Below are 24,598 nucleotides of genomic sequence, written 5' to 3'. Positions count from 1 at the left end.
CCTGAATGAAAAGAACCTGATGCCCGATTCACCGGTTTTCAACTCGGCCGCCGTCGCCGCACCCCACCGTCTCGCATCCGAAGCCGGGCGCGCCATCCTCGCCGAGGGCGGCAATGCGATCGAGGCGATGGTCGCCATGGCTGCGACCATCGCGGTCGTCTACCCGCACATGAACGCGATCGGCGGCGACGGCTTCTGGCTGGTGCACGAGCCCCGCGGCAAGGTCCATGCGATCGAGGCCTGCGGTCCGGCGGGGAGCCTCGCCACGATCGAGCGCTATCGCGAGAAGGGCCATGACACGCTGCCGGCGCGCGGCCCGGATGCGGCGATCACCGTCGCCGGCGCGATCGGCGGCTGGCAGGCGGCGCTCGCTTTGTCCGCCAGCCTCGGCGGCAAGCTACCGCTGAGGGATTTGCTCACCGACGCCATCCGCCATTGCACCGAGGGCTACGATATATCGGAGTCGGAGCTGCGCACCTGGCCGCAGGAAGCCGATGCGGTGAAGGCGGCGCCCGGTTTCAGCGAGTTCTTCTGGCCCGGCGGCGAACGGCCCAAGGCCGGCGACCGCCGCAAGCCCACAGCTCTCGGCGCGACGCTGGAGCAGCTCGCCCATGTCGGGCTCGACGACTTCTATCGCGGCGACATCGGCCGCGAGCTCGCCGAGGACCTCGGACGCTTGGGCGCGCCGATCACCCGCGCCGATCTCGAAGCCTTCCGCGCCCGGCCGGTCCAGGCGCTGTCGCTGAAGCTGCCGGGCCTCACGGTCTACAATTTCCCGCCGCCGACGCAGGGGCTGACCGCCCTGATGATCCTCGGCATCTTCGAGAAGCTCGGCGTCACCCGGCCGGAGAGCTTCGATCATCATCACGGGCTGGTCGAGGCGGTGAAGCGGGCGCTCGCCATCCGCGACAGGGTCGTCACCGACCCGGCCTTCATGACAATCGATCCGGCGAGCCTCCTCACTGACACCGCCCTGGAACGCGAAGCCGCGAAGATCGACCGCAAGCGCGCCGCAAGCTGGCCGTTCCGGCCCGGCGAGGGCGACACGATCTGGATGGGCGCGATCGACGGCTCTGGCCTCGCGGTGTCCTATATCCAGTCGCTCTACTGGGAATACGGCTCCGGCTGTATCCTGCCCAAGACCGGCGTCAACTGGCAGAACCGCGGCGTTTCGTTCTCGCTCGATGCGAAGGCCCTGAACCCGCTGATGCCCGGCCGCAAGCCGTTCCACACGCTCAATCCGCCGCTCGCTCGTTTCGACGATGGCCGCATCGTCAGCTACGGCGCGATGGGCGGCGACGGTCAGCCGCAGTTCCAGGCGCAGATCCTGTCGCGCTATCGCTTCGGCCAGGGCGTTGCCGATGCCGTCGACGCGCCGCGCTGGCTCTTCGGCCGCACCTGGGGCGCCGGCTCGATCTCGCTCAAGCTGGAGAACCGCTTCGACCCGATGCTGCTGGCCAGGCTCACCGCCGCCGGGCACCCGGTCGAGGAATACAGCGAGGCCTATTCCGACCAGTTCGGCCATGCCGGCATGCTGGTGAAGCACCAGAAGGGGCATGTCGAGGCGACGCATGATCCGCGCTCGGACGGCGACGCCAAAGGCATCTGATTGGGATCTGGGGGGATCTGAGAACACATGATCGAGAACGACCCGTTCCGCTGCTTCGTACCCTATCCGGACGCACCGGTGAAACATGCCTCGTCCGGCCCGCTCGCCGGGCTGACGCTCGCGGTCAAGGACCTGTTCGACGTCAAGGGCTATCCGACCGGCGCGGGCTCGCCGACTGTACTGGCGCTCTCGGGGATCAAGACCAAGACGGCGCCGATCGTGAAGGCCTTCCTGGAGGCCGGAGCCCGCTTCGTCGGCAAGACCAATACCGACGAGCTCGCCTTCTCGCTCAACGGCAAGAACGCCCATTTCGGCTCACCCGTGAATCCGGCGGCGCCTGACCGGATCACCGGCGGCTCCTCCTCCGGCTCGATGGCGGCGGTGGCCGGCCGGCTCGCCGATATCGGCCTCGGCTCCGACACCGGCGGCTCGGTCAGGGCGCCGGCGAGCTATGGCGGGCTGTTCGGCATCCGCCCGACGCATGGCCGGCTCTCGCTGAAGCGCGCCTGGCCGCTGGCGGAGAGCCTCGACACCGCCGGCTTCTTCGCCCGGGATGGCGAGATCTTCGCCCGCGCCGCCAATGTGGTGCTCGGCAAGGACCGGCTGAGCCTGCCGGAAACGCCTCGCCTCCTCCTCGCCGACGACCTCTTCGCCCAGGCCGTGCCCGAGGCCGAGCGCATCCTGCGCAATGTCGTGCAACGCATCGTGCCGATCCTCGGCCAGCCCGAGGCGGTGCGCGCCGTCAGCGACATGGACGCGCTCTACTGGGCCTTCCGCTGGATCCAGGGCCGCGAGGCCTGGGCTTCGGACGGCGCGATGATCGAGCGCCACGCCATGCCGCTCGGGCCGGGGGTCGCCGAGCGCTTCGCCTTCGGCAAGGCGGTCAGCGATGCCGAGGTCGCCCGCGGCGACAGCGTGCGCAAGGCTTTCCGGGCGAAGCTCGCCAAGCTGCTCGGCAAGGACGGCGTGCTGATGCTGCCGACGGTGCCCGATGTCGCCCCGCTGGTCAGCGCCGGCGAGCCCGAGCTCGAGGATTTCCGCAACCGTGCCCTGCGTCTGCTCTGCCTTGCCGGTCTCTCCGGCTTCCCGCAGATTTCGATCCCCGTCGCGCATCGCGACGACGCGCCGCTGGGGCTGTCGGTCATCGGCCCGAAGGGCTCCGACAAATCGCTCGTCGCCTTCGCCGTGAGGTTCGAGCGGGCGGCGCGGATCAGACTGGCATGACGAGGAGGGCGCGATGAGCGGCCACGACCATCACCATCATCATGACCACGAGCACGACAACCATTTCACCCCGATCGAAGCGCGGGTGAAGGCGCTGGAATCGCTAATGGTCGAGAAGGGCTATGTCGACCCCAGCGCGCTCGACGCGATCCTCGACACCTATGAGACCAAGATCGGCCCGCGCAACGGCGCCCGCGTCGTCGCCAAGGCCTGGAGCGATCCGGCCTATGCCGCGCGCCTGAAGACTGATGGCACCGCCGCCGTTGCCGAGCTCGGCTATGGCGGGCGCGGCGGCGAGCATATCGTCGCCTGCTTCAACACGCCCGAAGAGCACAACCTCATCGTCTGCACCCTGTGCTCCTGCTATCCGTGGCCGGTGCTGGGACTGCCGCCGGTCTGGTACAAATCGCCGCCCTATCGCGCCAAGGCGGTGATCGACCCGCGCGGCACCCTTGCCGATTTCGGCGTGAGCCTGCCGGCAGGCCAGCGCATCCGCGTCTGGGATTCGACCGCCGAGACACGCTTCATCGTCATTCCCATGCGGCCTGCGGGCACCGAAGGCTGGAGCGAGGACGAGCTGGCGTCGATCGTCAACCGGGACTCGATGATCGGCGTCGGCCTGCCCTCCCCGGAGGACAGGCCATGAACAGCGCCCACGACCTCGGCGGCCAGATGGGCTTCGGCCCGGTCGTGCCGGAGAAGGACGAGCCGATCTTCCATGCCGACTGGGAGAAGAAGGTCCTGGCGATCAATGTCGCCGCCGGCGCGATGGGTGCCTGGACGATCGACGGCATCCGCCATGCGAGAGAGAGCCTGCCGCCCGCGCAGTACCTGTCGTCGAGCTATTACCAGATCTGGCTGGCAGCGCTCGACAAAGTGCTGGTCGAGCAAGGCTTCCTGAGCAAGGAGGAGCTGGCGTCGGGTGTTGCCGGCAGCACGCGCCGGGAGCCCAAGCGCGTTCTGAAGGGCGAAGAGGTTCCGGCCGTCCTGCGCCGCGGCTTCCCCTATGAACGCGAGGCGCCGGCGCCGGCCCGCTTCAAGGTCGGCGACAAGGTCCGCACCATCGTGATGCATCCGCAGCACCATACCCGCCTGCCGCGCTATGCACGGGGCAAGCAGGGCGTGGTCGAGCTGGTCACCGGCTGCCACGTCTTCCCGGATACCGGCGCCCATGGCGCACCCGAGACGGCGCAATGGCTCTACACCGTCGTCTTCACCGGGCCTGAGCTCTGGGGCCGCGACGCCGATCCGACCTCGACCGTCAGCATCGAGGCCTGGGAGAGCTATCTTGAGCCGGCCTGACGCCGCACTCGCCGACGCGCTCGCGGCCGGCACGCCGATCCCGCGCGACGCCGAGGGCCCGGTCTTCGCCGAGCCCTGGCAGGCGCAGGCCTTCGCCCTCGTCGTCGCCCTGCAGAACCGCGGCGTCTTCAGTGCGGATGAATGGGCGCAGGCGCTCGGCGGCGAAATCCGCGAGGCCCTGGCCAATGGCGGCTGCCGCGACGGCTCGGACTATTACGAGCGCTGGTGCGAGGCTCTGGAGCACCTGCTGATCGAGAAGGGCCTTGCCTCGCAGACGAGCGTCGATGCCCGCGCCGCCGCCTGGGAACGCGCCGCCGAAGCGACGCCGCATGGCAAACCGATCCTGTTGGAGAACGACCCGCTGGCGCAGCACTGATCAGGCTTTGCAGCGTCGTCATGAAGCGCGATTATCCCGGCAATGCCCGAGAACGGGCTGCCGCAGGAGGATCGCGATGAGGACCGCAATGATGGCGCTCGCAGCTACGGCGCTGGCGACGGTGGCACAGGCCGCCGACCCCGCGCTCAACACGCTGCTCCCGAAGCTGACACGCGCGACGCAGTGGACGCAGAAGGCCGCAGTCGAGCTGCAGTTCCCGACGCACCATCCGCAGGGGATGGTCAAGATCGGCGACGCCTTCTTCATCTCCTCGGTCGAGATCAAAAAGCCGACGACGCGCTATACCGAGCCTAAGGACGGCTATGATCGCGATACCGGCGAAGGCACCGGCCACCTCTTCAAGGTCGATGCGCAGGGCAAGCTGCTGGCCGAGATCACGCTCGGCGAGGGCTCGATCTACCATCCCGGCGGCATCGACTTCGACGGCAAGGACCTGTGGGTCCCCGTCGCCGAATACCGGCCGAACAGCCAGTCGATCATCTACAAGGTCGACCCCGAGACGCTGAAGGCGACCGAGGTCTTCCGCTTCAAGGACCATGTCGGCGGCATCGTCCACAACACCGACGGCAAGTCGCTGCACGGCGTCAGCTGGGGCTCGCGCCGCTTCTACGCCTGGCCGCTCGGCGCCGACGGCAAGATCACCAACGCCACGGTCGCGCCGGAGAGCCTGCGCGTCGCCAACCCGGCGCTCTACATCGACTATCAGGACTGCCACTTCATCGGCATGAGCCGGATGCTCTGCTCCGGCCTCAACAACTACCGCGCCAGCAAGGACGGCCCGGTCTTCCGCCTCGGCGGCTTCGAGATCGTCGATCTCAAGGACAACCGCCCGGTCTTCCAGATGCCGGTCGAGCTCTGGTCGCCCTCCGGCCTGCCGATGACGCAGAACCCGTTCTGGGTCGAGCCGGCAAGTGACGGCGTCCGCGCCTATTTCGTGCCGGATGACGATAAGTCGACGCTGTTCGTCTACGAGGCCGCGGCGAAGTAGAGTCGGTTCGTAAGCCTTCTTCGTCATGGTCGGGCTTGTCCCGACCATCCACGTCTTCGCATCACTGACCGAGCGTGGTGTTCAAGACGTGGATGCTCGCCACAAGGGCGAGCATGACGGTGTGGTTAGCTCCCCTGCCCGGCCGCCCACAGGCCGAAGAACAGCGCCGCGCCCAGCACCGCGACGAAGGCGGCCGCGAGCACTTCGAGCCCGGCGATGATCCGGGCTGCCTTCAGCGAACCGCCGCCGGCAACGCGCAAAGCCGCGAACTTGAAGAACACCGCAAGTGCCGCCAGCGCCCCGGTGGTCAGCGCGGTGCCGAGCGCCATGGCGAAAGTCGCGGCGATGCCGGCCCAGAGCAGGCCCTGCGCATTGGCGAAGACGAGGATGATCAGCGCGCCCGCGCAGGGACGCAGGCCCGCCGCCAGCACGACGCCGGCCATATCGCGGAAGGAGCGCAGGCGCGAGACCTCATCGGCACCGGGCATATGGACATGGTCGCAGGTTGCGGGGTCATGCCCCGCGCTGCCGCCGAGCGCGACAAGGTTGCCGGCCTTGCGCCAAAGCACAAAGAGCCCGACCAGCGCGACCAGCGCGAAGCTGCCCTGCTCGATCACCCAGGTGGTCGAGGCCATAGTCTTGGCGGTGGCGTTCAATGCCAGCGTCAGCGCGCCGACCAAGCCGATCGCCACCAGCGCCTGCACCAGCGCGGCCGCGAAGGAGAGCGCCAGCCCACGCTTCAGGCTGCGATTGTCGGCGACGATATAGCCGGAGATCACCGCCTTGCCGTGGCCGGGCCCGGCGGCGTGGAAGACGCCATAAGCGAAAGCGAGCCCGAGCAGGCCGGGCAGCGCCGCCGGCGATTGCGCGATCGCCTTCAGCGTCGCCGTCAGCTCGCGATAGAAGCTCGACTGCCAGGCGAGGATCACCGCGCCGATCCCGGTCGTCGCCGGCAGCGCCTCGCGCGGCAGCGCCGTGCCGAACGGGTTGCGCGGCGGCGGAGGCGGCGGCGGAAAATAGAGGCTGGCCAGCCAGGCGATCAACCCGAGCGCACCGGCGACCAGGGCGAGCGCCAGCAGCGCGACAAGCAGCCGACGCGGCCAGAGCGGCAGGCCCGGCGCGGCGGGAGCGCTCAGGGACATGCCACCAACGCCCTTGTCGTGACCTGATAGGCGCTCATATCGGGCGTCGCGGTGATGTCCTCCTGCGCCAGGCGCTGCTGCGTCGCCGCGTCGAGCTTGGGCGGGCGCATGATCCGGACGATGCAGCCCTTCGGAGCATCGCGCGCCGCCACCGCATCAGCCTCCTCGCCGATCTCGAAGGCAACAAAATAGGTGGGATCGCCGACCTCGATGCCGAAGGATCGGCTGGCCGTCGCCGGGGTCTTCAGCGGCAGCGTATAGGTGAGCGTCAGGATCTTGTTTTCATAGGCGAGCGAGGCCTCGCCCGGCGTGCCGAATTCCTGCACCTTGCCGTTCGCCTTGGCGATGGTGAAGAAGCCGACATCCGGCAGCGATTCCATGTTGACCTTGGCGAGCTCGGTCAGCTCGTCCGGGGTGATCTTGCCGTCGCCGTTCTTGTCGAGGCCCTGGACCATATAGGCCGAATAGGCCTCGTCGAAGCTCCAGCGATGGCGCAGCGCCTTCACCGCGCCGCTGGCGTCATAGAGGATCTCGGTGCGCGAGGTCACGAAGACGTGCGGATGCGCCAGCGCCGGCAAAGCCAAGCCGAGCCAGGCCGAAATGGCGGCGAGCAGCGTCAGGAGCGTCGAGTATCGCGGCACGCGGCAATTTCCTCGAATCTGCGGCGAATCCGGCCGAGCCTTCATACAAAAACGCGCCTTGCGCGCCTACCCTTGCAATCCCGTGCCGTGAGCCCTGCCGGCATCGCCCGCAAAGGCGGCCAAATCGCGGCGCAGCGCTATCGGCCAGTCTGGAATTAGCCCAGTGTGATTTGACGATATCACGTCGGTTATGTCAGCCTTGTTGACATAATATCGGATTGGAGGCCGGCCGTACCGGTCCCATAGTCGATGGATATGCGATCGTCGGGAGGTCGGCCATGGCCGGTACGCAGCAGACTTCGCAGGACGCCGCGGCAGCTGAGCCGGAGCTCAGGACGGTCGCGCTCGACGACAAATACGATCTCTCCAAGCAGCAGATCTTCCTGACCGGCACGCAGGCCATCGCCCGCATGCTGCTGGTCCAGCATGAGCGCGACCGGCAAGCGGGCCTGAACACCGCCGGCTTCGTCAGCGGCTACCGCGGCTCGCCGCTCGGCGGGCTCGACCAGCAGCTCGCCCGCGCCGGCAAGCAGCTCAAGCCCGCCAACATCGTCTTCCAGCCCGGCCTCAACGAGGACCTCGCCGCGACCGCGATCTGGGGCACGCAGCAGGCCGAGCTCTCCGGCGAGGGCAAATATGATGGGGTCTTCGCGCTCTGGTACGGTAAGGGTCCCGGCGTCGACCGCACCGGCGACGTCTTCCGCCATGGCAACATGGCCGGAACCTCGCGCCATGGCGGCGTGCTCTGCCTCTTGGGCGACGATCACACCGCGGAATCCTCGACCAACGCCCACCAGACCGAGTTCGTCCTGGTCGACCGGATGATGCCGATCCTCAATCCGGCCGGCGTCCAGGAGATCATGGACTATTCCCTGCACGGCTTTGCGCTCTCGCGCTTCGCCAGCGTCTGGGTCGGCCTGAAATGCGTCAAGGACAACATCGAATCGACCGCCTCGGTCGACGGCTCCATCGACCGGGTCAGCATCGCGATCCCCGATGATTTCGTCATGCCGCCGGGCGGCCTCAGCATCCGCCGCGAGCTCGATTTCCTCGACCAGGAAAAGCGCCTGCATCTCTACAAGCGCGCCGCGATCCTCGCCTATCTTCGCGCCAACAAGCTCAACCAGACCATCCTCTCCGGCGGGCCGGCGCCGCGCATCGGCATCATCACCGTCGGCAAATCCTATCTCGACGTGCGCCAGGCGCTGGAGGAGCTCGGCCTCGACGAGGTCCGCGCCAATGATCTCGGTATCCGCCTGTTCAAGATCGCCTGTCCCTGGCCGCTCGATCCGCAGGAGCTGAAGGACTTCGCCAGAGGGCTCGACCTCGTCATGGTCGTCGAGGAGAAGCGTTCGCTGATCGAAGTCCAGCTGCGCGAGGAACTCTACGGCACCGCGCACCAGCCGATGGTGATCGGCAAGAAGGACGAAAAGGGCGAGTGGCTCTTCCCGGTCCATGGCGCGCTCGATCCGAACGACATCGCCATCGCGCTCGGTGCCCGCCTGCTGCAATACCGCGACGATCCGGCTCTCAGGACCCGCCTCGAAGAGATCGCCGCCGCACAGGGCCGCCTCGCCGAGGCAATCGAAGTCGCCAAGCGCACCCCCTATTTCTGCTCGGGCTGCCCGCACAACTCATCGACCGTCGTGCCCGAGGGCTCGCGCGCCTATGCCGGCATCGGCTGCCACTACATGGTGCAGTGGATGGACCGCGACACCACCGGCTTCACCCAGATGGGCGGCGAAGGCGCCAACTGGGTCGGTGAAGCGCCGTTCTCGAAACGCGGCCACGTCTTCCAGAATCTCGGCGACGGCACCTATACCCATTCCGGCTCGCTCGCGATCCGCTGGGCCGTCGCGAGCGGCGTCAACATCACCTACAAGCTGCTCTACAACGACGCCGTCGCGATGACCGGCGGCCAGCAGGCGGAAGGGCATCTGTCGCCCGACCAGATGGCCCGCCAGGTCGCGGCCGAGGGCGTCACGCGCATCGCGGTGGTCTCCGACGATCCCGACAAATACCCGGCCGGCACGCTCTGGCCCCCCGGCACCACCCTGCACCATCGCGACGATCTCGACGCCGTCCAGCGCGAGCTCGCGACCGCTTCTGGCGTCTCGCTTTTGCTCTACGACCAGACCTGCGCCACCGAGAAGCGGCGCCGGCGCAAGCGCGGCGCCTATCCCGACCCGGACAAGCGCGTCATCGTCAACGAGCTGGTCTGCGAGGGCTGCGGCGATTGCGGAGTGAAGTCGAACTGCGTCTCGGTGCAGCCGCTCGAGACCGAGTTCGGCCGCAAGCGCCAGATCGACCAGTCGAACTGCAACAAGGACTTTTCCTGCGTGAAGGGTTTTTGCCCCTCCTTCGTCACCGTGCATGGCGCGCGGCCGAAGAAGGCTGAGCCGCGCACGCTGGACGCCTCCGCGCTTGGTGCCGGCGATCTGCCCGAGCCCAAGGTGCCGGCGCTCGACCGCAACTTCGCTGTTATCGTCACCGGCGTCGGCGGCACCGGCGTCGTCACGATCGGCGCGATCCTCGGCATGGCCGCGCATCTCGAAGGCAAGGGCTGCGGCATGATCGACATGGCCGGCCTCGCCCAGAAGGGCGGCGCGGTCTTCAGCCATGTCCGCCTCGCCCCGACGCCGGACGAGATCCACGCCATCCGCGTCGCCGCCGGACAGGCCGACCTCGTGCTCGGCTGCGACCTCACCGTCACCGGCTCGAAGAAGGTGCTGGGCGCGATCCGCCCCGGCTCGACCGTGGTGGTCAACACCGCAGAAAGCCTGCCGGGCGACTTCACGCGGAATGCCGATTTCTCGCTGCCGACCGAGCGGCTGAAGCGGGCGATCGTCTCTGCTTCCGGCCGCGACAACACCCATCTCGTCGATGCCACGGCCGCCGCTGTGTCCTTCCTCGGCAATGCCATCGCCGCCAACATGTTCATGCTCGGCTACGCCTGGCAGCATGGCGGCGTACCGCTCTCGCGGGCCTCGCTGCTGCGGGCGATCGAGCTCAACGGCGAAGCCGTGGCGATGAACAGGCAGGCTTTCGAGCTTGGCCGCCGCGCCGCGCATGATCCGGCTGCCCTGCTCGCGGCGCTCGCCGAGGCCAAGGCGCCGACGGACGCCCGCCAGATCTCGCAGAGCCTCGACGAGATCATCGCCCGCCGCGTCGACTTCCTTACCGGCTACCAGAACGCCGCCTATGCCACACGTTATCGCGAGCTGGTCGAGAAGGTCCGTGCCAAGGAAGCGGGCATCTTCCCCGGCCAGAGCGCGCTGGCCGAGGCCGTTGCGCGCTATCTCTTCAAGCTGATGGCCTACAAGGACGAGTACGAGGTCGCCCGGCTCTACAGCGACGGCGCCTTCCGCAAGCAGCTCGCCGCGACCTTCGAAAAGGACAGCGCCACCGGCCAGCCGCTGCGCCTCGAATTCCACCTCGCCCCGCCATTGCTAGCCAAGCGCGATCCCAATACCGGCCTGCCGCGCAAGATGAGCTTCGGCCCCTGGATGCTGGGCGCCTTCGGCCTGCTTTCGAAGCTGAAGGGTCTGCGCGGCACCGCCTTCGACGTGTTCGGGTACACCGCTGAACGCAAGACCGAGCGCAAGCTGATCGCCGATTACGAGGCGCTGATCGCCGAGGTCCTGGGCAAGCTCTCGCCGCAGAACCACGCGCTCTGTGTCGCCCTCGCCGCGATCCCCGAAAAGATCCGCGGCTTCGGCCACGTCAAGGAGCGCCATCTCACGGCCGCCAAGGCCGAGGAGGCGGAACTCCTGAAGCGCCTGCGCGACGGCTCTGACGCTGCGCTGGCAATGCCGCGGGCGGCAGAGTAGGCGCACGAACGTTCAAGACCAGCGGGGCCTTTTGCCGCTTTCTTTCGCCCGCGCTCCAGCACGGCGGCGGCGGAGGACATCATGGACGGACTGGCTGGATTTCTGCTGGCCGGTGTCGCTCTGACCGGCAGCCCCGGCCCGGCGACACTGAGCCTGACGGCGACCGGAGCCGCCTTCGGCACGCGTCGCGGCCTCGCATATGGCGCCGGCATCACCTTCGGCATGCTCGCGGTGATGGCGCTGACCGCCAGCGGCGTCGTCGCGGTCATCCTGGCACTGCCAGGCCTGGCACCAATCGTCACGATTCTGGCGGCGCTCTATTTCCTCTATCTCGCCTTCCGCATCGCCACGGCTCCGCCGCTCGCCGAGGCGGATGGCGATGCCGCCCCGCCCTCCTTCGCCGCCGGTTTTGCGCTCTCACTGGTCAATCCCAAGGGCTATGCGGCGATGGCGGCCTTGTTCTCGGGCTTCGCGCTGCTGCCGCAGCAACCGGCGATCGATGCGATCCTCAAGATCGGCCTGCTCCTGCTTGTGATCGCCGCCGTCAACATCGCCTGGCTGCTGGCCGGCTCCGGCCTGACCCGCCTGTTCCGCGAGCCCCGGAGCAACCGCATCGTCAACCTGATCTTCGCAGCGCTGCTGCTCGCCTCGCTCGCCGCCGCTATCAGATGGTGATGCCGCTCCTTCCCTCGCCATAAGGCGCGGTTGAGTTCGCGGCCATTGCCTGCCCATAGTGCGCGTCCATCCGTGCGGACGACCGAGGGGCCGGCGAATCTTGATTTCCGAGGACGAGCTGCGCCGGATCGCCACCTGGTCGAACGACCTCACGCCGGAGGAGTTCGAGGAGGCGCGTCGCGGCATCACGACCAAGACCTATGGCAAGGGCGCCTATGTCTGTCATGTCGGTGATCGGCTGGAATCCTGGACCGGCGTCGCCGACGGCCTGCTCAAGATGAGCACGACCTCGCGCAGTGGCAAATCGGCGACGCTCGCCGGCTTGCGCGGCGGCGCCTGGTTCGGCGAGGGCACGATCATCAAGAACGAAGCTCGCCGCTACGATCTCGTCGCACTGCGCGAGAGCAAGGTCGCGCTGATGCGGCGCCAGACCTTCCTCTGGCTGTTCGAGCACTCGGCCGCCTTCAACCGCTTCCTGGTCCACCAGTTCAACGAGCGCCTCGCCCAGTTCATCGGGCTCGCGGAATATGACCGCATGCTGGGCGCGACCGGGCGCCTCGCCCGCAACCTCGCCTGGCTGTTCAACCCGATCCTCTATCCGAACAAGGACCGGACGCTGACGATCTCGCAGGAGGAGCTCGGCCTGCTCGCCGGCATCTCCCGGCAAATGGCCAATCAGAGCCTCGCCAAGCTCGCCGAGCTCGGCTTCATCAAGATCGGCCACAACGAGGTGACGATCCTCGATCTGGAGCGGCTGGCGCGCTACGAGGGGTAGACGGCGCTCGCTGGAAGCGAGGTCCGCTTCCGAGGCCTTGAAGCCTCAAATCCAAGGCTGCGGGATGTGCTCCTCCGCATGGGCGCGCTGCACGGCTGGCCGGGCGATCATACGCTGCAGATAAGCGCCCAATTCCGGTCTACTGGCAGCGGGACGACGCATGCCACGCGACCAGCGGGCCAGCGTGAAGAGATAGGCGTCCGCGGCCGTGTAGGTGTCGCCCAGGAACCAGGCGCCGCCATGCTGCGCCAATTCTTCCTCGACACGGTCGAACTGGGCGTTCACGCGTTGCTCGGCTGCGTCCCTCACCTCGGCTTGCGCTTCCGCGGAGGCTGCAACCTTGTTGGGGTGCAGGTAGAGCGACAGATTGGCGTGCAAAGCGGTCGAGAGCCACATGAGCCATTTGTAGAACTGCGGCCTGAGAGCGCTGCCCTGCTCTGGCAAGAGCGATGTTCCGCCCGGCATTTCGAGGAGATGAAGAATGATGGCGACACTCTCGTAGAGAACGAGATCGCCGCCCTCCAGCACAGGAACGAGGCCATCGGGATGCAGCGCGAGATAAGACGGGCTGCTGTTCGGCCCCTTGTGCAGGTTCACGAACGACAGCTCATAGTCCAAGCCAATCTCTTCGATGACTATGTGCGTGGCGAGGCTGATGAACCCGGGATAATAGTCAAGGCGTAGCATCTCGGAGCTACCATTTCGGTCAGTGTCTGGATCGCCATTTGTCAGGCTCCCGACCTGCAGCGGTCAAGCTCACGATCCCCGGCTGGATTCAAGGCCCGCTTCCGGCCGTAGGGGTCGAAGCGGCGATGCTGTCCGAACCTAGCCGGCTCCATGGTCGCCGAATTGTCGCATAAATCGCCCAATGCTTCGGGTTCACGCCCAGCGGAGCCGGCATGGACTATTTCAGGCGCTTCACCTTCCTGTTCGCGACGCCGAACTTCGATGCCGAGGATCTCGAGGGGATTCGCTTCAACCAGATCATCGAGGAGATCGAGCGGTCTGGCTTCGAGGTGGTCAAGGCGCGCAAGCTCGAGGATGCCGAGATCGCGGTCCAGACCGATGCCGCCATCGGCTGCATGGTGGTCGACTGGGGCAAGAAGGGCCTGGAAGGCAAGACCGCCGCGCTGATCAACCTGATGCGCCGGCGCGGCCTCGATTTCCCGATCATCCTGCTGATCCGCCGCAAGCGCTTCGAGGACGTGCCGGTCGAGGTGCTCGACTTCATCGACGGCTACATCTTCCTCTCGGAAGAGACGCCGCCCTTCATCGCCAAGAGCCTGATCAGCCGGCTGAAGCAATATGCCGAGACGCTGAAGACGCCGTTCTTCGGCGCGCTCGTCGACTATGCCGAGGAAGGCAATCATCTCTGGACCTGCCCGGGCCATAATGGCGGCGTGTTCTACAGCCGCAGCCCGATCGGCCGGGTGTTCATGGAGCATCTCGGCGAAGCGGTCTTCCGCGACGACCTCGACAATTCCGTGCTCGATCTCGGTGACCTCCTGACCCATGAGGGCCCCGCCCTGAAGGCGCAGAAGGAAGCGGCGCAGATCTTCGGGGCGGAGAAGACCTATTTCGTCCTGAACGGCACCTCGACCTCAAACAAGGTCGCACTCGCAGCCCTGGTCACCGATGGCGACCTCGTCCTGTTCGACCGCAACAACCACAAGGCCGCCCATCACGGCGCGCTGCTGATCGCCGGCGGCATCCCGGTCTACATCCCAACCGCGCGCAATGCCTGGGGCCTGATCGGCCCGATGCGCTGGGAGAGCTTCGACGAGGAGGCGCTGCGCGAGCGCATCCGCACCAATCCGCTGGTCAAGGATTCCGAGGCCTGGACAAAGCCGCGCCCGTTCCGTGTCGCCGTGGTCGAGCAGTGCACCTATGACGGCACGATCCACTCGGCCCAGATGATCCTCGATAAGATCGGCCACCTCTGCGAGTACATCCTCTTCGACGAGGCCTGGGCCGGCTTCATGAAGTTCCACCCGCTCTATGCCGGGCGCTTCGCCATGGGGCTGACGGGACTGGGACCGGACTCACCCGGCATCATCGCGACGCAATCGACCCACAAGCAGCTCGCAAGCTTCAGCCAGGCCTCGCAGATCCACATCAAGGACCGGCACATCAAGGGCCAGAAGCGGCGGGTCGAGCACCGGCGCTTCAACGAGAGCTTCATGCAGTACGCCTCGACCTCGCCGTTCTATCCGCTGTTCGCCTCCCTCGATGTCGGCGCGCAGATGATGAAGGGCCGCTCCGGCGAGGTGCTCTGGGACGACACGATCCGGCTCGGCATCGAACTGCGCAAGAAGATCCGGGCCGTGCGCCGGGAATTCGAGGAGAAGGAGACCCGGCCGGAGCGACGCTGGTTCTTCGAGCCCTTCGTGCCGGACCGGGTCAGCATCGCCGACGCGGCACGCGAAGGCGCTGTCCATGATGTCGCCTGGGAGATGGTCGCGACGGACCAGCTCGCCAGCAACCCAGCCTATTGGCAGCTCGCACCCGACGCCAACTGGCATGGCTTCACGCAGATGGAGCCGGGCTTCGCCATCACCGACCCCAACAAGCTGACCCTGCTGACGCCCGGCTTCGATCGCGAGACCGGCGCCTATGCCGAGCATGGCATCCCGGCTCCGATCGTCGCCCAGTTCCTGCGCGAGAACCGGATCGTCGCCGAGAAGAACGATCTGAACTCGCTGCTCTTCCTGCTGACGCCGGGCGTCGAGGCCAGCAAGGCCGGCACGCTGATCAGCGGGCTCGTCGCCTTCAAGAAGCTGCACGACGACAACGCCCTGCTGGAAGACGCCATTCCTGAATTCTACCGCCGCCGGCCAGGCCGCTATGACGGCGTGCGCCTGCGCGACCTGTGCGGGCAAATGCATCGTTTCTTCCGCGACCAGGACGTCAGCGGGCTGCAGAACCGGCAGTTCTCGCCGGAGCATTTGCCGGAAATGGCGATGTCGCCGCATGATGCGGCGCGCTGCCTGACGCGCAACGATGTCGACTATCTGCCGATCGACGCCATCGCGGGGCGGATCGCGACGACGCCCTTCGTCGTCTACCCGCCGGGGATCGCGACCATCGTTCCCGGCGAGCGCCTGACCGAGCGGGCCCAGCCGATGATCGACTATCTCAAGATGTTCGAGGCCTGCTTCAATCTCTTCCCCGGCTTCGAGGTCGAGATCCAGGGCGTCTATCGCGAGGTCGATGCCGAAGGGCGGGTGCGGCTCCACACCTATGTCGTCAGCGAGCAGGCGCAGGGCTGAGGATCGCGACGAGGCATGGAGACCGAGCTACCGATCATCATCCGCCCCTCCCGCGACGACGATGTCGAGCCGATGCTGGCGATCTATCGCCGGCATATCCGCCATGGCATCGAGGCCGGCGTCGAGGATACCGGCACGCCGCAGCCCGATGATCTGAAGGACCGGCGCAAGAACCTGCGCAGCCGCAAGCTGCCGCATCTGGTCGCGACCCGTGGCGGCGAAGTCGTCGGCTATGCCTATGTCGTGCTGTTCCGCAAGCGGCCGGCCTATCGCTTCACGGTGAAGCACTCGATCTATGTCCATCACGAGCATCTCGGCCGCGGCATCGGGCGGCTCTTGATGCAGGCGCTGATCGACGCCTGCGCTGCCGCGGGCTTTCGCCAGATGATCGGCTATATCGATGCCGAGAACGGCGCTTCTCTCATCTTGCACGAGCGTTTCGGCTTTGCCCGGGTCGGGCTGCTGCCGGGCGTCGCCTATCGCTACGGCAAATGGTCCGACAGCGTCATGGTGCAAAGATCGCTCGGGCCGGGCGCAACGCAGCCGATCGGGTAGGCTCTACCCGGTTGTTCGACCCGATCGCCGATCCAACAGCACCGGACGCTGACGATCTCGCAGGAGGAGCTCGGCCTCCTCAAGGTCGGCCGCACGAGATGACGATCCTCGACCAGGCGCGCCCTGCGCGACGAGGGCTGGGGCAAAGTAGGTAGGGCAGAATACTTGCCCGAATACGTTTTCGACTGCCTATTGTGCCGCGGTGAGAGTTGGCCTTTATTCTTGGTTCCGCGAAGTCATTCATTCGCAATTTTCTCGATTTGCAGACCGAAACCCGGAAGCCGGCGGCTGAATGCCGCCGGGATTGCGTTTGAAAGGGGAGACGTCCGATGTTGCAGAAAATCAGCCTGATCGTCGCAGTGTCATTCGCTCTGGCGGGGTGTGCGACCACCCCCGTGGTCACCAGCCAGACGGTCGTTGTCGCCGGTGTCGGGCCGGTGGAAGTCGAGCGGCTCGATGTCGAGGTCGCCGCCGTGCAGCCCGCCGACCACATCGTCGTCGTCCGGCAGGGCCGCCAGACCTGGCCCGTCGCGGTGCCGGAGACGCTCGGAGACCTGCAGAACCTCAGGGCGGGCGACAAGGTCGTGGTTCGGCGCGCCGAGGGCGCGGTCCTCAGCGCCAAGCGGGCCCGCAAGGGCGCCAAGCCCGGTATCGTCTACACGGAGATGGTGGCCGACTCCTCCTTCCAGAACCTGCCGGAAAAATTCGTGGTGCGGACGCTGACGGTGACGGCGAAGTTCGAGAGCTATGACCCGGCGACGAACATCGTCAGCTATGTCGGGCCGGCCGGACCACGGACCCGTATCGTCTCGGATCCCGAGATCCAGAACGACGCCCGCCGCCTGAAGCGGGGCGACATGGTCGAACTGACCTTCGCCGAGGCTTTCCACTTCCAGAAATCCTGAATGCGGCCCGCTCCCGCATCTGGATGATTCGGTCGGACGCGATCCTCCTTCCGAAGGGATGGAGGATCGTGCCCGACGACGATGCTCCTGCCAGGCGTGAGAGCGGACAATCGCAGGCTCCCGAAAGCCGGAGCGGGCAGGCATGCCGTCCGCTTGAAGTTGCTTTCATACAAAGCTATTTTGCCGAGCAAAATAATGGACCGGGAGTGAAGCGATGACCGTGCCCGCCTCCTATGTGGCCGAGCGCCTGTTCGGCGGCGAGCATCTGATCCTCGCCAGCAATGACCCCGACGAGGTCATCGACGGCTGCAGCAAGGCGCTGCGGCCGCATCGGCTTCACTTGAATGGGCGGGGCGCAGCACTTGCAACGCGTCTCCACCATGTGCCGATCGGCTCGTTCTCGATGAGCCGGCTCTGCTATGGCAGCGACGTCACCGTCATCCCCGAGATTCCGCAAGGCGGGCATTTCCTGGTGACGTTGCCGCTGCGGGGCAGTGCGCGCTTTCGCTATGGCGCCTCAACTGCAGAGCTCAAGCTGGGCCGGGGCTCGATCGTGGGGCCCTATCAGGAATGCCAGCTCGATATCGATGGCGCCTTCGACCAGATCCTGCTGCGCCTCGACCGCCGGCGGGTCGAACGTCTCTGCGCAGACCTTGCGGGCACAGAACAGGCGGCGCCGGTCAATTTCGACCTTGGCCTGCGCGATACGCCGGCCTTCTGGCACAAATTGCTGGAGGCGGCCGCGAGCCTGTCCCTGCTCGGCGACCGGCTGGCGCATCCCAAGCTGTTCATCCGCCTCGAGGAACTCATCATCGAGTCGCTGCTGGTCACGCAGCAGAACAATTTCAGCGCGGCGATCTCGGCGGCAACCCAACCGGCACGCTCGGCGCAGTTGCGCCGGGCCATGGAGCATATGCGCGCGCATATCGGCGAGCCTATGCGCCTGAGCCAGGTCGCCCGGCATTGCGGCTTGAGCTTGCGCAGCCTGCAGGCCGGCTTCCAGCGGGAACTGGGCGTATCGCCGAGCCGCTGGCTGCGGGCGGAGCGGCTCGATCGCGTGCATGCCGTCCTGGCCTCGGCGCCGCCCGGCACGGTGTCCGTCACGGATGTCGCCTTGCAATGGGGCTTCGTCCACCTCGGCGACTTCGCGGCCCAGTTCAAGGACCGGTTCGCCCAGAAACCGTCTGCCGTCCTCGCCAAGCGAACCTCCTGATCCGCTGCGCCGGCTCGCAAGATTTTCGCATCGGCGATAGCGCCCTGCGCACTTCCGATAGTCCGGGCACCACCCCTCTCCATGATGCGGCGGATGAACTCTGCCGTTGCCCTCGCGGCTCCAGAGCAGAGCCGCAACGGGAGGGGACATGGTTTTCCGAAGAGTATTTTCCGCCGCGCTGAGTGCGGGAGCGGCCGCGCTGGCATGGCCGGCGACCGCCTTCGAGGCCGGCTATATCGGAGCGGCGCAAAAGCCGGGCATCGTGCTCGGCCAATCCGCTGCGACACCGCCGCCCGGCCTCTACATGTTCAACAACGTCCTGAACAATTCAGGCTCTCTCGTCGGCCCGGGGGCGCCGAGCACGGCGGCCAGCGGGCGGACCTCGGTCGAGATTCCCGGCGGCGCGCTGGGGCTCATGTGGGTTCCCGGCTGGACGCTGTTCGGCGCGACCTACGACGCGACGATCTTCCAACCCGCCATGAGAATTGGCGTCGGTGCCCCGATCCATACGAATCCGGGCGGCCTGCACAACACCTTCATCGCCCCGGTCGGCCTGAGCTGGAAGCTGGGCGATAGCGGCTTGCACGTCAAAGCGGGCCTCGGCATCTGGCTGCCGACCGGCACGCGGGGCGGAGCGAACGGGCTCGGCAATATCGGCGCGCCCTGGTGGACGTTCCAGCCCAATCTCGTGCTGTCCTACGTCAAGGATGGCTGGAACTTCACCGCCAACATCTCGCAGGAGATCAATACGGCGAATTCGATCACCGACTATACCAGCGGCAACGTCCTGCATGCCGAGTTCACGGCCACGAAGACGCTCGGCAACTGGACGCTGGGGCCGGTGGCCTACTATGTCGGCCAGGTCAGCAAGGACCGCTCCAGCCCGTTCTATGGCGGCGCGATCAACCTCAACCGCTACGATATCTGGGCCGCCGGCGCGATGGTCGGCTACAATTTCGGCCCGGCAACGCTGAGCGTCTGGGCGACCAAGGAACTCTCGGCCCGGACCTCCGGCGGAACGCCGCGCTACGGCGTCGACAGCGCGACGGTCGCCAAGGGCACCACCGTATTCGCCACCCTGAGCTACCGGCTGTGGGGCCCCTGACACCCCGTGAGCGGGTGATCGCGCCTGCGCGCCTGCACCCGGAGCCCCCATCAGACCCACCAAATCCACACGACAGGAAAGGACCGCTTCATGCTCTACGCAGTCGAACAATGGGGAGATCACGGCGACCGGATCATCATGGTCCATGGCAGCCTCGGGGTCGGCGCCGCCGCCTTCCTCGAACAGAAGGAACTGAGCGACAGCTTCGCCCTGTCGATCATGACCCGCCGCGGCTATGGCGACACTGCGCCGATCGCTGAGTCCGACATCTATAAGGACGCCGGCGACGTCGTCAGCCTGCTCGGCGGCGGCGCCCATCTCGTTGGGACATCGATGGGCGGCGTCATCGCCATGAATGCCGCTGGAATGCGCCCCGACCTCGTGCGGTCTCTCACCGTGATCGAGCCGCCCGCCTTCGCGCTCGCGAGCGATCTGCCGGCCGTGCGGCGGGTCTCGCAGGCGATGCAGGCACATTGGGCCAGCGCCGACCCGGCCGATCGGTATGGCTTCGTCACTGGTTTCCTCGCCGCCGTGGAGATGGACATGCCTATGCCCAATCCTCTGCCCCCACCGCTCGCCGCCGCCGCTGTCAACCTCGCCACCGCGCACCCCTGGCGCGTCGACGTCCCGATCGGCGCGGTCGCGTATGCGCCATTTCCCAAGCTCGTCGTCACCGGCGGCTGGAGCGAAGCCTTCGACGGTATCTGCCAGCGCCTCGCCGATCTGCTGAAGGTCGAATGCCACTGCCTGCCGGGAGCCGGGCATGCCGTCCAGAAAATCGGCGCGCCTTTCAACACGCTGCTGCGGCGACACCTCGCCTCCGCCTGACGCCATCCAAAAGCAGGGAGATCACCACGATGACACTGACGACTGCAGACAAGATCGAGATCCAGGAACTGTCGTCGCAAATCTATATTTGCCTCGACGGCAAGGATGCTCCGGGCTTTGCGTCCTTCTTCGCGGATGATGGAGCGTTCGTCGCCCCCTATGGCGACTTTGTCGGCCCGGAGGCGGTCGAGGACTTCATTGCCAAGCATATCGCCGCCGGCAAGGAAGACAGCGTCCGCCATTTCCTGAGCAATCACCTCGTCGAGGCGCATGACGAGGGCGCGCGCCATCGCTTCTACATCCATAAGATCGACGTCGCGGTGGGTCCGGTGGCGATCGCAACGGCCGGAGGCGATTGCCTGGTCAAGCGAACCAAGGACGGCTGGCGCTTCAAGCAGTTCAAGCTCAGCATCGATCCTGCGATGTTCGGCGATGCCAAGCCACTCGTGGGCCCGCTCCCGACGAACTAGCTTCCCGACGCGGCGCGTCGGTGCCTCCCATAGGAGCTGTCTGCCGGCTACCCGCCGGCGGGCAGCTCGCTCAGCTTTCAGGCGCGGCTTACGATCCCCCACCTGGCGAGAAGAAGCACAGCAGCTCGCCCGCATCGTTCATGCACAGATGGAAGAACCCGTCGGGCGAGAGACGCGCCTTCTGATAGGGGATTTCGAGCACGACTGTTTGGCGGCGCTCGGTCACCCACATCGGATGGCGGCCCGGCATGATCGTCACGACGAAGCCTGACGGTGTCTCCCGCACCTCGCTCACATCGATCTGCGCGCAATCGGCCTCCGAGCAGCATTCGAACGGGTAGTCCCAGCCGCCGAACGCTCGATGCGCATGCGTTTGCGTCGCGCCCGCGGAGAGCAGCATCGCGATCGTGATCGAGGCAAGAGCACGCATCAGCCGGTCCTTGCGCCGTGTCATCAACCTGCGCGCACAGCCGAAAACACTGCGCCAACCCAGTGAAAACCGGGCGCCCGCGAGCCTTGCGATGTCGGGAAGCGGTGCCCGGCAGATCGCGGGGCTGAAGGCCAAGTCGAACCTCGGCGGGATAATAGCGCCCCAAATGCGTCTTGTCTGTCAAGTGGCTTCTTGCACAGCGCCGAGCCACCTGCAAAGCTTGCATGATCGCACAAGGGCCTTGGGCCCCGGCAAACCCGCGACAGACGGGGCGACAGGGTGGAGACGACGATCGTGGCAAGCGCAGCCGCCGGCCAGGCGGATACCTTTCCCAAGCTCGTGCTGCGCAATGCGCGGGAGCGCGGCGCACGCGTCGCGTTCCGGCACAAGGACCTCGGCATCTGGCAGTCCTGGAACTGGGCCGAGGTCGCCGAACAGGTCCGCGCCTATGCGAGGGGGTTCGAACAGCTCGGCCTGAAGCGCGGCGAGAAGGTCGCCATCATCGGCTACAATCGCCCGCGCCTCTACTGGTCGATGGCCGCGGCGCAATGGCTCGGTGCGATTCCCGTCCCGGTCTATGCCGACAGCGTCGCCGACGAGATGGCCTATGTGCTCGACCATGCCGGCGCGGTCTTCGCCTGCGTGCAGGACCAGGAGCAGGTCGACAAGGTCCTCTCCGTCGTCGAGCGTCTGCCGAACCTGCGCCACATGCTCTATGACGAGCCGCGCGGCCTGCGCGACTACGACCACGCCAAGCTGCACGATATCGGCGAGGTGATCGAGGCCGGCCGCGCCGCGCTCAAGGACGCAACGGTTTCAGCCGCGCATGATCGCGAGATGGAGCAGGGCGCGAGCAACGATCTCGCCATCATCCTCTACACCTCCGGCACGACCGGGCGGCCGAAGGGCGTGATGCTCACCCATTTCAACGTCATCACCGCCGCAGAGATCGGCTGCGGCTTCGACGGCCTCAACGAGAACGACGAGATCATCGCCTATCTGCCGATCGCCTGGGTCGGCGACCACGTCTTCTCCTATGCCCAGGCGATCATCGCCGGCTTCTGCGTCAACTGCCCGGAAGGCCCCGAGACCGTCGTCGACGATCGCCGCGAGATCGGCACCACCTATGCCTTCGCGCCGCCGCGCGTCTTCGAGACCATGCTGACGCTGACCATGGTGCGCATGGAGGATGCCGGCCCGCTGATGCGGAAGGTCTTCCACTACTTCCTCGGCGTGGCGAAGCAGCATGGCGAGAAGATCCTGAACGGCGAGAGCGTGCCGCTTTCCGCCCGCCTGCTCTACAAGCTCGGCGACATCATCATCTACGCGCCGCTGCGCAACCGCTTCGGCCTGACCAACATCAAGGTCGGCTACACCGCCGGCGAGGCGATCGGCCCCGAGCTCTTCCGCTTCTACCGTTCGATCGGCGTCAACCTGAAGCAGCTCTACGGACAGACCGAGGCCGGCGTCTACATCACCATGCAGCCGGACGGCGAGATCAAGGCAGACACCGTCGGCAAGCCGGCGCCGCAGGTCGAGATCCGGATCGCCGACAATGGCGAGGTGCTCTACCGCTCGCCCTCGATCTTCCGCGGCTACTACAAGGACGAGGAGAAGACCGCCGAGACGATGACCGAGGACGGCTATGTCCGCTCGGGCGATGCCGGCTTCTTCGACGAGAGCGGCCACCTCAAGATCATCGACCGCGCCAAGGATGTCGGCAAGCTCAACTCCGGCGAGCTGTTCCCGCCGAAATACATCGAGAACAAGCTGAAGTTCTATCCGAACATCAAGGAGGTCGTCGCCTTCGGCCAGGGCCGCGACTACGCCACCGTCGCGCTCAACATCGACCTGACCGCCGTCGGCAACTGGGCCGAGCGCAACAACGTCGTCTACGCCTCCTATCAGGAGCTCGCCGGCCATCCGCAGGTCTACGAGATGATGGCCAAGCACGTCGACGAGGTGAACCGCTCGCTCGCGGCCGAGCCGATGATGGGCGGCGCCCAGATCAAGCGCTTCCTGATCCTGCACAAGGAACTCGACGCCGACGATGGCGAGTTGACCCGTACCCAGAAGGTCCGGCGCGGCTTCATCGCCGAGCGCTACGCACCGCTGGTCGAGGCGCTCTACAACGGCGCGACTGAAGCCGACATCTCGACCGAAGTGACCTTCGAGGACGGTCGCAAGGGCGTGATCTCGGCGACGGTCAAGGTCGCCGACGCGAAGATCTATCCGGTCTCAGCTCCGGCGACGAAGGAGGCGGCATGAACGCGCATTCCACTGACGTCGCCGGCGAGCCGATCACTCGCAAGGGCGAGGTTCTGCTCTCGGTCGAGAACGTCTCGCTGCGCTTCGGCGGCGTGAAGGCGATCACCGACGTTTCCTTCGACATCCGCAAGGGCGAGATCCGCGCCATCATCGGCCCGAACGGCGCCGGCAAGACCTCGATGCTGAACTGCATCAACGGCTTCTACCATCCGCAGGAAGGCCGCATCACCTACAAGGGCGTGCGCCGCGCCAAGGTCAGGCCACACCAGGCGGCGGCAGCCGGCATCGCCCGCACCTTTCAGAACGTCGCCTTGTTCAAGGGCATGTCGACGCTCGACAACATCATGACCGGGCGCACCCTCAAGATGCGCAAGGGCTTCTTCTGGCAGGCGCTGCGCCACGGGCCGGCGATGAACGAGGAGATCGAGCACCGCAAGGTGGTCGAGGACATCATCGACTTCCTGCAGATCCAGCACATCCGCAAATTGCCCGTCGGCAAGCTGCCCTATGGCCTGCAGAAGCGCGTCGAGCTCGGCCGGGCGCTCGCCATGGAGCCTGAGCTCCTGCTGCTCGACGAGCCGATGGCCGGCATGAACCTCGAGGAGAAGGAGGACATGTGCCGCTTCATCCTCGACGTGAACAACCAGTTCGGCACGACCATCGCCTTGATCGAGCACGACATGGGCGTCGTCATGGACCTCTCCGACCGTGTCGTCGTGCTCGAATACGGCCGCAAGATCGCCGACGGCACGCCGGCCGAGGTCAAGGCCGACCAGCGCGTGATCGACGCTTATCTCGGAGTGGCGCACTGATGGCCGCCGCAAGCAAGGACAAGAGCGCAAAGGACATGAGCGCATGAGCGACATCGCCGCGCAGCCCGCGCCCAATCTCCTCGCCAATGGCTGGGTCAAGGCCGGCCTGATCGTGGTCGGCCTCGTCGCCGCAGCGCTCATCGGCGCCCGCATCGATCCG

The 24,598-nt window shown here is 66.5% G+C and carries 22 protein-coding genes; 18 read left to right on the top strand and 4 right to left on the bottom strand.

Annotation, left to right across the window (positions count from 1 at the left end; genetic code table 11):
- The first annotated feature begins 19 nt into the window (after positions 1-19).
- The 6 genes from AC1DS0_RS26055 (at position 20) to AC1DS0_RS26030 (ending at position 5,520) form a co-directional block, all read left to right on the top strand.
- A complete protein-coding gene (locus AC1DS0_RS26055; protein ID WP_476817128.1) occupies positions 20-1,609 on the top strand; it encodes a gamma-glutamyltransferase family protein in 1,590 nt (529 codons plus the stop codon).
- Between the two features lie 27 nt (positions 1,610-1,636).
- Positions 1,637-2,833, top strand: coding sequence for an amidase (locus AC1DS0_RS26050; protein WP_476817127.1), 1,197 nt, complete (start codon positions 1,637-1,639; stop codon positions 2,831-2,833).
- Positions 2,834-2,846: 13 nt separating this feature from the next.
- Positions 2,847-3,479 carry a nitrile hydratase subunit alpha gene (nthA, locus tag AC1DS0_RS26045; RefSeq protein ID WP_476817126.1) on the top strand — a complete coding sequence of 211 codons (633 nt, stop codon included), beginning with the start codon at positions 2,847-2,849 and terminating at the stop codon, positions 3,477-3,479.
- Positions 3,476-4,135: a nitrile hydratase subunit beta gene (nthB, locus tag AC1DS0_RS26040; RefSeq protein ID WP_476817125.1), complete on the top strand. Its 660-nt coding sequence runs from the start codon at positions 3,476-3,478 to the stop codon at positions 4,133-4,135. Before nthA ends, nthB begins: the two co-directional genes overlap by 4 nt.
- The gene (locus tag AC1DS0_RS26035; RefSeq protein WP_476817124.1) at positions 4,122-4,511 is read left to right on the top strand and encodes a nitrile hydratase accessory protein; all 390 of its coding nucleotides are present in this window, start codon (positions 4,122-4,124) and stop codon (positions 4,509-4,511) included. The genes nthB and AC1DS0_RS26035 overlap by 14 nt, the downstream gene beginning before the upstream one ends.
- A gap of 76 nt (positions 4,512-4,587) precedes the next feature.
- Positions 4,588-5,520, top strand: a complete 933-nt coding sequence (locus tag AC1DS0_RS26030; RefSeq protein WP_476817123.1) for a DUF6454 family protein — start codon at positions 4,588-4,590, stop codon at positions 5,518-5,520.
- A 125-nt stretch (positions 5,521-5,645) separates the two neighbouring features.
- Here AC1DS0_RS26030 and AC1DS0_RS26025 read toward each other — a convergent pair whose 3' ends face one another.
- Together AC1DS0_RS26025 and AC1DS0_RS26020 are read right to left on the bottom strand one after the other, a co-directional pair.
- Positions 5,646-6,662 (bottom strand): nickel/cobalt transporter, encoded by a 1,017-nt coding sequence (locus AC1DS0_RS26025; protein WP_476817122.1) that lies wholly within the window; start codon positions 6,660-6,662, stop codon positions 5,646-5,648.
- Positions 6,653-7,303, bottom strand: a complete 651-nt coding sequence (locus tag AC1DS0_RS26020; RefSeq protein WP_476817121.1) for a DUF1007 family protein — start codon at positions 7,301-7,303, stop codon at positions 6,653-6,655. The genes AC1DS0_RS26025 and AC1DS0_RS26020 overlap by 10 nt, the downstream gene beginning before the upstream one ends.
- Before the next feature lie 278 nt (positions 7,304-7,581).
- On the opposite strand from AC1DS0_RS26020, the gene AC1DS0_RS26015 reads away from it, so the two are divergent.
- The 3 genes from AC1DS0_RS26015 (at position 7,582) to AC1DS0_RS26005 (ending at position 12,583) form a co-directional block, all read left to right on the top strand.
- The gene (locus tag AC1DS0_RS26015; protein WP_476817120.1) at positions 7,582-11,133 is read left to right on the top strand and encodes an indolepyruvate ferredoxin oxidoreductase family protein; all 3,552 of its coding nucleotides are present in this window, start codon (positions 7,582-7,584) and stop codon (positions 11,131-11,133) included.
- Positions 11,134-11,214: 81 nt separating this feature from the next.
- Positions 11,215-11,808: a LysE family translocator gene (locus AC1DS0_RS26010; RefSeq protein WP_476817119.1), complete on the top strand. Its 594-nt coding sequence runs from the start codon at positions 11,215-11,217 to the stop codon at positions 11,806-11,808.
- Between the two features lie 100 nt (positions 11,809-11,908).
- Positions 11,909-12,583: a Crp/Fnr family transcriptional regulator gene (locus AC1DS0_RS26005; RefSeq protein WP_476817118.1), complete on the top strand. Its 675-nt coding sequence runs from the start codon at positions 11,909-11,911 to the stop codon at positions 12,581-12,583.
- 45 nt (positions 12,584-12,628) lie between these two features.
- Here AC1DS0_RS26005 and AC1DS0_RS26000 read toward each other — a convergent pair whose 3' ends face one another.
- Positions 12,629-13,270 (bottom strand): glutathione S-transferase family protein, encoded by a 642-nt coding sequence (locus AC1DS0_RS26000; RefSeq protein WP_476817117.1) that lies wholly within the window; start codon positions 13,268-13,270, stop codon positions 12,629-12,631.
- A 212-nt stretch (positions 13,271-13,482) separates the two neighbouring features.
- Here AC1DS0_RS26000 and AC1DS0_RS25995 point away from each other — a divergent pair, with 212 nt between their 5' ends.
- The 7 genes from AC1DS0_RS25995 to AC1DS0_RS25965 all read left to right on the top strand — a co-directional run bounded on the left by AC1DS0_RS25995 (position 13,483) and on the right by AC1DS0_RS25965 (position 20,928).
- The gene (locus tag AC1DS0_RS25995; protein WP_476817116.1) at positions 13,483-15,852 is read left to right on the top strand and encodes an Orn/Lys/Arg family decarboxylase; all 2,370 of its coding nucleotides are present in this window, start codon (positions 13,483-13,485) and stop codon (positions 15,850-15,852) included.
- Between the two features lie 15 nt (positions 15,853-15,867).
- The gene (locus AC1DS0_RS25990) at positions 15,868-16,407 is read left to right on the top strand and encodes an N-acetyltransferase family protein (protein ID WP_476817115.1); all 540 of its coding nucleotides are present in this window, start codon (positions 15,868-15,870) and stop codon (positions 16,405-16,407) included.
- A 329-nt stretch (positions 16,408-16,736) separates the two neighbouring features.
- Entirely contained in the window at positions 16,737-17,312 is a 576-nt protein-coding gene (locus tag AC1DS0_RS25985; RefSeq protein ID WP_476817114.1) for a hypothetical protein, read from the top strand.
- 214 nt (positions 17,313-17,526) lie between these two features.
- Positions 17,527-18,525, top strand: a complete 999-nt coding sequence (locus tag AC1DS0_RS25980) for an AraC family transcriptional regulator (protein WP_476817113.1) — start codon at positions 17,527-17,529, stop codon at positions 18,523-18,525.
- 148 nt (positions 18,526-18,673) lie between these two features.
- Positions 18,674-19,630 carry a SphA family protein gene (locus AC1DS0_RS25975; RefSeq protein WP_476817112.1) on the top strand — a complete coding sequence of 319 codons (957 nt, stop codon included), beginning with the start codon at positions 18,674-18,676 and terminating at the stop codon, positions 19,628-19,630.
- 90 nt (positions 19,631-19,720) lie between these two features.
- Positions 19,721-20,458 carry an alpha/beta fold hydrolase gene (locus AC1DS0_RS25970; RefSeq protein ID WP_476817111.1) on the top strand — a complete coding sequence of 246 codons (738 nt, stop codon included), beginning with the start codon at positions 19,721-19,723 and terminating at the stop codon, positions 20,456-20,458.
- A gap of 29 nt (positions 20,459-20,487) precedes the next feature.
- Entirely contained in the window at positions 20,488-20,928 is a 441-nt protein-coding gene (locus AC1DS0_RS25965) for a nuclear transport factor 2 family protein (RefSeq protein WP_476817110.1), read from the top strand.
- A gap of 88 nt (positions 20,929-21,016) precedes the next feature.
- On the opposite strand, the gene AC1DS0_RS25960 is transcribed toward AC1DS0_RS25965, so the two are convergent.
- Complete coding sequence (locus AC1DS0_RS25960) at positions 21,017-21,493, bottom strand: hypothetical protein (RefSeq protein ID WP_476817109.1); 477 nt, start codon at positions 21,491-21,493, stop codon at positions 21,017-21,019.
- 159 nt (positions 21,494-21,652) lie between these two features.
- On the opposite strand from AC1DS0_RS25960, the gene AC1DS0_RS25955 reads away from it, so the two are divergent.
- Positions 21,653-23,626 (top strand): AMP-dependent synthetase/ligase, encoded by a 1,974-nt coding sequence (locus AC1DS0_RS25955; protein WP_476817108.1) that lies wholly within the window; start codon positions 21,653-21,655, stop codon positions 23,624-23,626.
- Positions 23,623-24,438 (top strand): ABC transporter ATP-binding protein, encoded by an 816-nt coding sequence (locus AC1DS0_RS25950; RefSeq protein ID WP_476817107.1) that lies wholly within the window; start codon positions 23,623-23,625, stop codon positions 24,436-24,438. Before AC1DS0_RS25955 ends, AC1DS0_RS25950 begins: the two co-directional genes overlap by 4 nt.
- Positions 24,439-24,598: the final 160 nt, after the last annotated feature.

The sequence above is a fragment of the Allobosea sp. P4_H5 genome (assembly GCF_056400825.1).
This window is presented reverse-complemented; position numbering and strand designations above follow the sequence as displayed.

Coding starts and splice junctions, on each gene's coding strand:
- AC1DS0_RS26055 (WP_476817128.1), top strand. CDS start 20: ATGCCCGATTCACCGGTTTTCAACTCGGCCGCCGTCGCCGCACCCCAC.
- AC1DS0_RS26050 (WP_476817127.1), top strand. CDS start 1,637: ATGATCGAGAACGACCCGTTCCGCTGCTTCGTACCCTATCCGGACGCA.
- nthA (WP_476817126.1), top strand. CDS start 2,847: ATGAGCGGCCACGACCATCACCATCATCATGACCACGAGCACGACAAC.
- nthB (WP_476817125.1), top strand. CDS start 3,476: ATGAACAGCGCCCACGACCTCGGCGGCCAGATGGGCTTCGGCCCGGTC.
- AC1DS0_RS26030 (WP_476817123.1), top strand. CDS start 4,588: ATGAGGACCGCAATGATGGCGCTCGCAGCTACGGCGCTGGCGACGGTG.
- AC1DS0_RS26025 (WP_476817122.1), bottom strand. CDS start 6,662: ATGTCCCTGAGCGCTCCCGCCGCGCCGGGCCTGCCGCTCTGGCCGCGT.
- AC1DS0_RS26015 (WP_476817120.1), top strand. CDS start 7,582: ATGGCCGGTACGCAGCAGACTTCGCAGGACGCCGCGGCAGCTGAGCCG.
- AC1DS0_RS26010 (WP_476817119.1), top strand. CDS start 11,215: ATGGACGGACTGGCTGGATTTCTGCTGGCCGGTGTCGCTCTGACCGGC.
- AC1DS0_RS26000 (WP_476817117.1), bottom strand. CDS start 13,270: ATGCTACGCCTTGACTATTATCCCGGGTTCATCAGCCTCGCCACGCAC.
- AC1DS0_RS25995 (WP_476817116.1), top strand. CDS start 13,483: ATGGACTATTTCAGGCGCTTCACCTTCCTGTTCGCGACGCCGAACTTC.
- AC1DS0_RS25990 (WP_476817115.1), top strand. CDS start 15,868: ATGGAGACCGAGCTACCGATCATCATCCGCCCCTCCCGCGACGACGAT.
- AC1DS0_RS25985 (WP_476817114.1), top strand. CDS start 16,737: ATGTTGCAGAAAATCAGCCTGATCGTCGCAGTGTCATTCGCTCTGGCG.
- AC1DS0_RS25980 (WP_476817113.1), top strand. CDS start 17,527: ATGACCGTGCCCGCCTCCTATGTGGCCGAGCGCCTGTTCGGCGGCGAG.
- AC1DS0_RS25975 (WP_476817112.1), top strand. CDS start 18,674: ATGGTTTTCCGAAGAGTATTTTCCGCCGCGCTGAGTGCGGGAGCGGCC.
- AC1DS0_RS25970 (WP_476817111.1), top strand. CDS start 19,721: ATGCTCTACGCAGTCGAACAATGGGGAGATCACGGCGACCGGATCATC.
- AC1DS0_RS25965 (WP_476817110.1), top strand. CDS start 20,488: ATGACACTGACGACTGCAGACAAGATCGAGATCCAGGAACTGTCGTCG.
- AC1DS0_RS25950 (WP_476817107.1), top strand. CDS start 23,623: ATGAACGCGCATTCCACTGACGTCGCCGGCGAGCCGATCACTCGCAAG.